Here is a 9,321-nt window from a genome sequence, read left to right as displayed (position 1 = left end):
AAAGAAATGTATGTAGACTTAGGCGAAGACTACTTTGATAAACAGAAACAGCAATCGATTGTTCGGCATTCCTTACGTCGCCTTGAGAGCTTAGGCTATACTGTTACAATAACAGAACAAGAAGCATCTTAATCCAATCATTTTTTCATACAAATAGATCAATGAATTAGGTCACAATCCTCTATTTTTAAAAAATAAATGGGCTGTGTCTACTTTAGTATTGACTTTTTTCATTATTATAGAAGTTTATTTTCATGGTAGTTGAAGAAGAAAAGAGACGCTTATTCAACAGTCGCGTTCTTTTCTGGAATAACTTGAACGAACGATAATTGGCCTAAAGACAGCCTATTTTTGTGAGTGTAAAGGTGGAAGACCTAAAGTTAATCAACAGAAGTTGAATCAAGCCATTGTAATTTATCATTCTCAAAGGATGATAGTAAAAGAAATTCTATCTAGAAATAAAAAAAGAGCAAAACCAGTAATAAAGGTTTGCTCTCGTTTGCCAATACTGAATAATCATTTTCCTAACGACTATTACCTTTTGACGTTAATGTTTTTAGCTTATTTAGCACTAGGTCTTTTTCCTTCATTGATAAGGTTATTGATTCTCTCAATTAATGGTGGCAGTTCGCTCATCGATTTGATTGTAAAGTCTGCTCCATTTTGTAAAAAGGATTTTTCTGTTTTAGAGATAACTTTCTCTTGTTCTTCTTTAGATAGGGCATTAAATTCCTCTAAACCTAATCCCATTTCAGAGCTGCCAATAATAACGCCTACAGCCCAAACACCTGCACTGTTCGCCTCTGCAAAATCAGGGATTGTATCCCCTACCTTTATAACATTCTTGGCTGCTGTTAATTTTAATGCTTCCATGTTTCGATAAATCATATAAGGATACGGTCTTCCAAGAGAATTTGTTCCATCAGGTGTTATATAAAAATCTGGACTATAGCCTTTTTTCGCTGCTTCTGGAACAACAACATCCATCATCTTTTGGGTATATCCTGATGTAGAACCAATTTTAAGCCCTTGGTTTTTTAAACTGTTTACAACTTCAACAACCTCTGGCTTAGGATCTGTGTACTCTGATAGTGAAGCCATAAGACCAGTTTCAAAATTAGCATATAAATTCTCTACATCTTGTTCATTAAACACTCTTTCATACTTCTCTTCCCATAAAGCGGAAATTCTAGGCATGTCCAACATCGCACGAATATGATCAATCTTAAGCAGTCCCATTGGGGCTCTTGCCTCTTCCATTGTCACATCAATACCCGCATCTTTAAAAACATTAACAAATGCATTAACCGGTGCAAAACATCCAAAATCAACCGTTGTTCCTGCCCAGTCAAAAATTACGCCTTCTATCTTTTTCATTTTACTGTCACTCCCATATATTTTTCGATTACGTTACATAATGTTTGTATATCTTCTTCATAAATTTCACCGATGTTCCCAATCCGGAATGTATTTACATCTGTCAGTTTTCCTGGATAAAGGACAAATCCTCTATCTTTGACATAGTCATAAAAGTCTTCGAATTGAAAGGATTCCTTTGGAAAAAGAAAGGTTGTAATGATTGGTGATTGTTTCTCATCTGTTATATACGCATGGAATCCTAGCTTACCGAGCCTCTCTCTTAAAATTCGATTATTATTCTGATAGCGGGCGAATCTCGCTGGAATGCCTCCTTCTTCATCCAATTCATCGAGGGCTTTAGCGAACGCGGCCACTGTATGTGTCGGAGAAGTGAAACGCCATTTCCCATCCGTATTCATTTCCTTCCATTGATCATATAAATCGAATGACAAACTGCGCGAATTTCCTTCACAAGCGATGAGCTTCTCTATACTGGCAATGACAAAGCCAAAACCAGGAACACCTTGAATACATTTATTGGCACTGCTTATTAAATAATCAATACTTAGTTCATGAACATCAATTTCCATTCCACCAAAACTGCTCATGGCGTCAACGATGAACGTTTTCCTAAATTCCTTAGACAGTTTTGAAATCATGCCAATCGGATTTAATATGCCTGTTGTTGTTTCACAATGGACCATGACGATATGCGTAATGTCTGAATCCTCTTTTAAAATACTCCTGATTTCTTCTTCATTTGGGTATTCATCGTAAGCTACGCTATATTCTTTAAAAGCTAGTCCTATGTATTTGGCTATTTTTACAATTCTTTCCCCATAGGCACCATTCGTTATAATTAACACCTTATCATCATTCGAAATCGCTGAATTCATCACAGCTTCCACAGCGAACGTACCACTTCCCTGCATCAGTACAGTGGTATACTCTTTTCGATCACCTCCTGCCAATTCAAGAAGCTTAGCTCTAATTTTCTGTGTGATATTTTTATAGTCATTATCCCATGTACAACGGTCTGACAGCATTTCCTCTTTCACACTGCTTGTCGTCGTTAAGGGACCTGGTGTTAAAAGTTTGTATTGATTCATGTTTTCTATATGTCTCCTTCATCCATGATTTACTCCGTAGTTGCTGGGAAGTAACGTTTTTTTAAACGAGTTGAAATGACTTCTAATAGAAAGGCAACAATGAGAATTGCGTAGGTAATAAATCCAACCTCCCGCATATCGAAGTAGAAGCCGGAAGCCATAAATAGATCAAATCCAATTCCGCCGGCTCCAGCTGCCGCTCCCATTGCTACGGCTACACCAAAATTGATTTCAAATCGCAAGAATATCCATGATAGTAAATACGTAAAGGTAGATGGCAGGACACCACTTTTTACGATATGCCACCAGTCCGCACCAATTGATCGCAGTGCCTCCAAGATTCCCTTATCGACTTCTTCAAACGCCTCTGAAAATGCTTTCACCAAATAAGCAATAGAATGAAATAACATACCAAGAACTGCCGCTTCACTTCCCAACCCAGCGGCAATCGCAAAAATCAACACCCATAATACGGTTGGAACAGCCCGAATAATGGCAACAAATACTCGAACAATTCTTGTTACGCCTACAGGAGCTAAATTCGTTGCAGCCATCAAGGAAAGGAAAAAGGCAATAATTGCTCCAATAACCGTTGCCAAGAATGCTAAGCTAAGGGTAACCACAACTTGATACATTGCTTCTCCTAAATCTAAATGACTTAATGCCGGCTCAAGAAACATCACGTTCAAGTTATATGCTGTTTCCCTAATCGCTGAGCCTAATTCAAGTCCTGCATAGTTAAAGAACAGAAAGGAAACAACGGTTAAAATGGTTAGGACAACTAATGTCCACCTCAGGACTCGATCACCTTTATTTCCCCATTTTATATTTATACGGCCGTCTTTCTTTCTCTTTATATAGGTTGCTTCCATTATAGAATCACCTTCCGCACATAATTTGAAATAAGATCCACAATGATAACGGTAATGACAATACATAATGTCACAAGCGCTACGGCATTATAATTCAACATCTTATAATACATATCAAAGGTATAGCCAATCCCTGTTCCTGTTAAGATTCCTACCAATGTAGCACTCCTAATGTTGGTTTCTACCATGAACAACACCCAGCTAATCATCTGTGGCAAACATTGTGGAATAACAGCCTTACCAACAATCTGGAAATAGGTAGACCCTGTTGCAGTTAATGCTTCCACAGAGCTTTGGTTCGCTTCATCAATCGATTCAATAAATGCCCTTGTTAAAAATCCTACTGTCCCGACAAATAGAGCGAGAAAACCTGTTACGGAATTCTGTCCAAAAGAAATGAGCAAAACCAGCGACCATGCAACAACTGGAATATTTCTGGATACAGAAGCAATAAAACGGGCAAATACACTTAAAAAGTTATTTACTTTTGTCGTCTTTGAACCTAATACCCCCAAGAAGAGAGAAACAACAGCCGCTATCGTTGTTGCCGCTATAGACATAAAGGTTGTCTCAGCTAATTTTTCCAGGATGTTTGGCAATTTATCAAGCGTTTCCTGTGTCACGAGTAGATTAGAAAGCATCCATCCGATAGCTTTAGGGATTGTCGCTACCCCATCTATAAAGTTAAATGATGTAATCGCTGATGATAAATAGGTTAGAACGATGATGATGAGAAGAAAGATTACTGTCTGCCATCTGCTTTTTCGCATCGTTTTTTCATTCACAGTCATTTCTCCTTATGATGTTATTAAATCTTTCGCTTTGGTTCCGTAAATTTTGTTAATTTGTTCGACGGAAAGTTCGATTCCCTTCCCATCAAATACAATTTCGCCATCATTCAAGCCGATGATGCGATCTGAATAATGCTGCGCCACATCCACTTGATGTAAATTAACCAAGCATGTAATGCCCATTTCCTTACTTATTGATTTTAAAAGGTCCATGATAATCTTGGATGAATTCGGATCCAGTGAAGCAATCGGTTCATCACATAGGATAAGCTTCGGTTCTTGAATCAGTGCTCTGCATATCCCTACACGCTGCTGCTGGCCACCGCTTAATTGGTCACACCGCTTATAGGCATGCTCATGAATTCCGAGCTTCTCCAGCAGGCGAAAGGCATCTTCTTTTTCCTTTTCGGAATATCTTCCCATAAGTCCCTGCAGCGTTGTTTTATACCCAAATCTGCCATGCAGTACATTTTCAATCACGGTCAAACGAGGTACGAGATTATAATGCTGAAAAACCATCCCAATATCCGTTCGCAACTTACGCAGTTCTTTTTTATTTAAGCTTCCAACATCATGATTGTTAAAAATAATCTTTCCATCATTAAACTCAACCATTCGATTAATACAACGCAGCATGGTAGATTTACCAGCACCAGACGGACCAATGATCGAAACGAATTCTCCTGCTTTTATTTCAAAATTAATATCCTTTAATATTCTTTTGTCCGCTGTATATGATTTCTCAAGTTCATCTATCTTTAACAATGACATCTTTATTGACTCCTTTTTAGAGCTTGGTAAGTAAGCGTGCGCCTATCGATATAAGTACACACTTACTGTTTTCATTTCCCCTCAGGACAAGCGAGTGTATTATTTTGACATTTCGCGAACTGGGTCATACCATTCATCTTCCACAGCCACTAGTCTTTCTTTATCACTTTTAGTGAATAAAGCGCTCTTGTCTGAATCTTCAGGGGCAAAGATTTTTTCATTATTTGCTACTTCATCTGACGTTAATAGTTCCTGGATTTTATCAAAATCTTCTTTTCCGATGACATCCATATTCACGACAAATGGTTCATTTAATACCGGGTTGGCGCTCATTAATGTAAATTCCTTGCCTGTAACTGTATTGAAAGGTTCCACTGCATCTTCCTTAACGCGATAGACAGCCCCATCTGTATTTTCTTCTCCTTCAGCAAGCTCCACATATTCGTCCACACAAGTATCACAGAATGCCGCTACATCTGCATTGCCCGATAATAAATTGACTGCAGATCCTTGGTGGGAGTTGCCAAATAATACTTGAGAGAATAAGGCTCCGCTTTCCATTAAATCTTCTTCCGTTAAATCTGCGTACTTTTCTTGTTGTGAGAAATGTTCAATAATACTTGCGGATGGAACTTTAAACCCTGATGTAGAACTGTTTGATACAAAAGAAAATCTTGTATCTGCAATCGTATCAAGGGAAAATTCCCCGTTTTCTTTAAACTTGTCCTGCTCGTCCACATTAACCGCTAACCAGCTATAGTATTTGGCATCTTCCAAAGTTCCGGATTCTCCAGATTTTACGGCTATGGTTTGAATTGCATCATTTCTTTTATTTGCTTCGACATAACCTTGTGCACCCATAAATGCAAGGTCTGCATTGTTGTTTGCTAACGTTTCAATCGCAATAGCATAGTCCGTTGTTAATTGATGTTCTACCTCTTTACCTGTGACCTCTGTAATAAGTCTTCCAATTTCATCGCGGGATGATTTCAGATCCTCACCAGACTCGTTCGGATACCAAACAATTTTAATCACATCATCAACTTTTGCAGCACCGTTGCTACCTCCACTGCATGCCGTCAACAAAACAGTTAATATCAAGATCATTATCAATAAGACTTTCGTTTTCATTTTTTTCTCTCCTTTTCCTTAATAAATAGATAGTAGAATTTGTTTGACATCTTCCTGTGTTAAAGCAACTGGATTATTATCCATTCGACCCTTTGTAAAGGCATTGCTTGCAACTTTCTCGATTATTTCTTCATTAGCCTTGTAATCTCTGAGCTTGCTTGAAGAACCTGACAGCTGGTGGAAGTGCTCAATAAGCCCTTGCACTTTACTGACGCTGCTGACCCCAAAGGCTTGGAGCAGCTTATCGTTTTCAATAATAGATTTAAAATTGATTTCCATCACTTTAGCCAATGTGATACTTGTCGCTATCCCATGGACCACTCCAAGTTCCAATGTCAGAGGATAGGAAATGGAGTGGCATGCCGTTGTCCTTGTATTGCTAAAGGCAAGACCTGCATACAAGCTTCCTAACGCAATTTCTTTTCTTAATTGAATGTCACCCGGCTGATCTACTACCTTTTCAAAGTTGTTGACAATACGTTTGATCGCTTCTAATGAATAGATTCTTGAAATTTCATTAGAGCTTCTTGACCAGTAGGCCTCCGTTGCATGGCACAAAGCATCTAAAGCGGTTGAAGCCGTCAATCCTTTTGGCAATGATACGGTTAGCGTTGGATCGATGATGGCTGAATGCGCATATAAGTGTTCACTGTCAACCGACATCTTCACTCCGTTCTCGCGATCCCAAATCGTTGCCCAGCAAGTAACCTCAGAACCCGTACCTGAAGTTGTTGGAATGCCAATCCATGGTACGATGTTTTGATTTTCGTTATAGAGCTTTTGTTTAATCACAGAGCGTAAATTAGTGGTAGAATCTATTTTCATATTTTTTAAAGCAGCTAAGGATTTCGAAAGATCAAGAACACTGCCTCCTCCAATTCCTACGATGCACTGGTAATCAAATTTCTCTATCTGTTTATAGTAATGAAACAGGTCTTCCACATCAGGATTGGATATGTTCACTCCTATCTGTTTGACTTCAAAACCCTCAAGGCTTTTATAAAGGTTACGTCCCGCCACGGATTCTGAAAAATCACCTCCTCGATGCATAAGGATAATTTTGCTGTATTGAGGTTTGATTGTATCTAGTACATCTTTAATGACATTTAAGGTGCCTATTTTAACTCTGACTGGATTGTAAAAGTTTCCCATTAGGCTATTTCCTTTCTTTGTTCGTCTTTTGTTTTGCGTGTTAATGCAAGATTAATCCACTTTTTGCAGTTTTACAAGTTCTTTTACAGTTTATTTACACAACCTTTACGCTTTTTACAAAATACACACGCAATTTTTACTTTATAAAATGCTTTTATTTGCTTGATTTTGCTTTTTTGCAATCTATGTTATGATTTAAATTATATAAAGGAAGATGGGAGAGCTGGATGATGTTACAGGAGCAAAGACATCAAAAGATTGAATCCTTTTTAAAACAGCAAAAAGCTGTAAAAGCTTCAGAGCTTGCTGCTTTATTAGATATCTCCATTGATACTGTACGGAGGGATTTAGAGGTTCTTGAGAAAAATGGAATCGTAAAACGGGTTCACGGCGGGGCTATTTTAACCCAAAAAAGTGATAATGTACTAAACAGACTTTTTAATGAAAGAGAAGTCAAAAATCTAGAAAAAAAGCAGGAAGCTGCCTCCATAGCAATTGAATTAATTGAAGAAGGGCAGGCAATTGCCCTAAACGGCGGGACAACGACAATTGAAATTGCGAAGGTACTTGTTGACAAGTTTAAGAGATTAACTATTATTACAAACGACCTTCGTATTTTATCTATTCTTGGAAAAAATAAAAATTTCAATGTCATACTCACCGGAGGGTTTTTTAACCCAGAGGAATATACTTTATATGGGAAACAATGTGAAGAAATCCTTTCTAATTTTAATATTGATATTGCTTTTCTTACGGTAAACGGATTATCACTTGAACATGGTTTAACAGATTTTAGAATGCATGAAGTAGGCGTTATTCAAACAATGATCTCACGTACAAGACATAAAGTAGTAGTTGCTGATTCATCAAAGTTTGAGACATCCTCTTACATCAATGTATGTCCACTAAAGGATATTGATCTAATTGTTACGGACAGCTCACTTCCATCTAATACAATAGAGGAATATAGCAAAAAGAATATTCGAATACTTTCTCCACACTAAACCATAATGGATCGGAATACTAAAGGATAGCCACTGGCATCAAGAATATGAACGTCCTATCTAATAAAATAGATGGTTAAATTGATTGTTATTATTTAATTTTCTATTTTTCAGTAATCGAGAGCTCCACAAGTTCCGTTATAAACGCTTCTAGAGTGAAAGACAGAACCTTGTGGCATGAGCCCGACTATTGAACAATCAGTAGTAACTTAAATGTATATTAATCACCAATGCAAAAATTAGTTCTAACTCGTAACCTAATTCTCCAACTATAGTAGCAATAGCTTTTCCTATCCCGATAAGACTTTTTATACGTAATTACTTTGAATATAATAAGTTCACTAACCTACTCTTTCGTACAAAACTTTACAATATCAGACCATAATAATATCCATTTGTTTTCTAAGGTTTTCCTCAACAATATGGCCCGATTGTTGAACAAGCTAAAACATTTTTCTTCAACTAACCTGCCCGTTAGTCATTCATGCAGCGCAAAACCAGCGCTGCACCACAGAGAATGAAAATGGTTCACTACGTCGATACTGATTCTACGGCTGGATGAGGAAGGTCGATCAACTATGGTGCGTGAGAGCCCATCCGTTAGTCTGACTCCTTCGACCACGGTGCACCACTGACTGTCGCTCCCTTTCGGGAAGCACTCATGGTAGATTAATCCCTATTCTGGTTGTTGCACCAGCCTCCAATATATGCCGAAGAAAGGATGGTTTTTCAATGGATGTAATCATTGAAAGAGCCTGTGGTATGGATGTCCATAAAGACAACATTACTGCATGTATCATTACCCCAGAAGGAAAAGAGATCGAAACATTTTCTACAAAGACAGTGTTTCTCATTCAAATGATTGACTGGATAAAGGAACATAGGTGTACTCATGTCGCTATGGAAAGTACGAGTGTTTATTGGAAACCCATTGTTAATTTACTAGAATCAGAAGACATTGAGTTTCTAGTCGGCAACACAACCGAATTCAAAATGTTTTAGAAGGAGCTAATATTAAACTAGGTTCTGTTGTTTTTCAGACATCATGGGTGTTTCTGCTCGGGATATGCTCGATGCTATTGCCGATGGTGAAGAAGATCCTGAAAAACTGGCAAACTTCGCTCGACGTTCG

The 9,321-nt window shown here is 37.9% G+C and carries 8 protein-coding genes and 1 pseudogene; 2 read left to right on the top strand and 7 right to left on the bottom strand.

The window, feature by feature from the left end; translation table 11 throughout:
- Positions 1–561 precede the first annotated feature (561 nt).
- The 7 genes from phnX to A4245_RS19180 form a co-directional block, all read right to left on the bottom strand.
- Positions 562–1,377, bottom strand: a complete 816-nt coding sequence (gene phnX / locus A4245_RS19210; RefSeq protein ID WP_067730932.1) for a phosphonoacetaldehyde hydrolase — start codon at positions 1,375–1,377, stop codon at positions 562–564.
- Positions 1,374–2,468 (bottom strand): 2-aminoethylphosphonate--pyruvate transaminase, encoded by a 1,095-nt coding sequence (gene phnW, locus A4245_RS19205; RefSeq protein ID WP_067730931.1) that lies wholly within the window; start codon positions 2,466–2,468, stop codon positions 1,374–1,376. The genes phnX and phnW overlap by 4 nt, the downstream gene beginning before the upstream one ends.
- A gap of 29 nt (positions 2,469–2,497) precedes the next feature.
- Positions 2,498–3,340 (bottom strand): ABC transporter permease subunit, encoded by an 843-nt coding sequence (locus A4245_RS19200; protein ID WP_067730929.1) that lies wholly within the window; start codon positions 3,338–3,340, stop codon positions 2,498–2,500.
- A complete protein-coding gene (phnE, locus tag A4245_RS19195; RefSeq protein ID WP_067730927.1) occupies positions 3,340–4,125 on the bottom strand; it encodes a phosphonate ABC transporter, permease protein PhnE in 786 nt (261 codons plus the stop codon). The genes A4245_RS19200 and phnE overlap by 1 nt, the downstream gene beginning before the upstream one ends.
- A gap of 12 nt (positions 4,126–4,137) precedes the next feature.
- The gene (gene phnC / locus A4245_RS19190) at positions 4,138–4,902 is read right to left on the bottom strand and encodes a phosphonate ABC transporter ATP-binding protein (RefSeq protein WP_067730925.1); all 765 of its coding nucleotides are present in this window, start codon (positions 4,900–4,902) and stop codon (positions 4,138–4,140) included.
- 99 nt (positions 4,903–5,001) lie between these two features.
- Entirely contained in the window at positions 5,002–6,033 is a 1,032-nt protein-coding gene (locus tag A4245_RS19185; RefSeq protein ID WP_067730923.1) for a PhnD/SsuA/transferrin family substrate-binding protein, read from the bottom strand.
- A gap of 18 nt (positions 6,034–6,051) precedes the next feature.
- Positions 6,052–7,185, bottom strand: coding sequence for a phosphonoacetaldehyde reductase (locus tag A4245_RS19180; RefSeq protein ID WP_067730922.1), 1,134 nt, complete (start codon positions 7,183–7,185; stop codon positions 6,052–6,054).
- A 230-nt stretch (positions 7,186–7,415) separates the two neighbouring features.
- Here A4245_RS19180 and A4245_RS19175 point away from each other — a divergent pair, with 230 nt between their 5' ends.
- Positions 7,416–8,189 (top strand): DeoR/GlpR family DNA-binding transcription regulator, encoded by a 774-nt coding sequence (locus A4245_RS19175; RefSeq protein ID WP_067730920.1) that lies wholly within the window; start codon positions 7,416–7,418, stop codon positions 8,187–8,189.
- Positions 8,190–8,921: 732 nt separating this feature from the next.
- Positions 8,922–9,321: pseudogene (locus A4245_RS19885) on the top strand (IS110 family transposase); the annotation flags it as partial.

The sequence above is a fragment of the Oceanobacillus damuensis genome (genome assembly GCF_001618145.1).
Lineage (GTDB): Bacteria > Bacillota > Bacilli > Bacillales > Amphibacillaceae > Oceanobacillus > Oceanobacillus damuensis.
The sequence above is the reverse complement of the archived record's forward strand: the minus strand, read 5'-3'. Positions and strand labels throughout refer to the sequence as shown.